Annotated in this window: 1 protein-coding gene; it reads right to left on the bottom strand. The window is 54.3% G+C overall.

Going from position 1 to position 1,142, the window contains the following annotated elements; translation table 11 throughout:
- Position 1: 1 nt before the first annotated feature.
- Positions 2–1,066, bottom strand: a complete 1,065-nt coding sequence (gene psbA / locus JX360_RS17410) for a photosystem II q(b) protein (protein WP_244353538.1) — start codon at positions 1,064–1,066, stop codon at positions 2–4.
- Positions 1,067–1,142: the final 76 nt, after the last annotated feature.

The following is a 1,142-nucleotide window of genomic DNA, read 5'->3' as shown; positions in this document are numbered from 1 at the left end:
ATCAACCACGGATGGCAGGAGCCGTCTCCACAGCCGCCAAATCCAAGGGGAAGTTGTGAGCATTGCGCTCATGCATCACCTCCATACCCAGGTTGGCCCGGTTCAACACATCGGCCCAAGTCCCAACCACGCGGCCATTGCTGTCCACAATCGACTGGTTGAAGTTGAACCCGTTCAGGTTGAACGCCATGATGCTGATGCCCAAAGCCGTAAACCAGATCCCAATCACAGGCCAGGCTGCCAAGAAAAAGTGCAGACTCCGGCTGTTGTTGAAGCTGGCGTATTGGAAAATCAACCGGCCAAAATACCCGTGAGCCGCCACAATGTTGTAGGTCTCTTCTTCCTGACCAAACTTGTACCCAGCGTTCTGAGACTCATCTTCAGAAGTCTCACGAATCAAGCTGGAGGTCACCAAAGACCCGTGCATCGCAGAGAACAGCGCCCCACCAAACACACCGGCCACACCCAACTGGTGGAACGGGTGCATCAGAATGTTGTGCTCAGCTTGGAACACCAACATGAAGTTGAACGTCCCAGAAATCCCCAACGGCATCCCGTCGGAAAAAGACCCCTGACCAATCGGATAAATCAAAAACACAGCCGTTGCCGCCGCCACAGGCGCAGAGTAGGCCACCGCAATCCAGGGACGCATCCCCAAGCGGTAGCTCAATTCCCACTCCCGACCCATGTAGCAGAACACACCCAGCAAAAAGTGCAGCACAATCAGCTGGTAGGGGCCGCCGTTGTAGAGCCACTCATCCAAAGAAGCAGCTTCCCAAATCGGGTAAAAGTGCAGGCCGATAGCCGCAGAAGAAGGCACCACAGCACCAGAGATGATGTTGTTGCCGTAGAGCAAAGAACCAGAGACCGGCTCACGAATGCCATCGATGTCCACTGGGGGAGCACCGATAAAAGCGATGATGAAGCAGGTGGTAGCAGTCAGCAAAGTGGGGATCATCAACACGCCGAACCAGCCGATGTAGAGGCGGTTGTCGGTGGAGGTGACCCACTCACAGAACTGCTCCCACACGTTGCTCGCAGAGCGACGTTGGATAACAGTAGTCATGATTGGGTACGAACTTCCCGTAGGGAAGCGCGAAGATTTACACCCTAAGATTAAGTGATCCGTTAAGTTTCGTCAA

The sequence above is a fragment of the Thermostichus vulcanus str. 'Rupite' genome, assembly GCF_022848905.1.
GTDB lineage: Bacteria > Cyanobacteriota > Cyanobacteriia > Thermostichales > Thermostichaceae > Thermostichus > Thermostichus vulcanus_A.
The sequence above is the reverse complement of the archived record's forward strand: the minus strand, read 5'-3'. Positions and strand labels throughout refer to the sequence as shown.

Coding starts and splice junctions, on each gene's coding strand:
- psbA (WP_244353538.1), bottom strand. CDS start 1,066: ATGACTACTGTTATCCAACGTCGCTCTGCGAGCAACGTGTGGGAGCAG.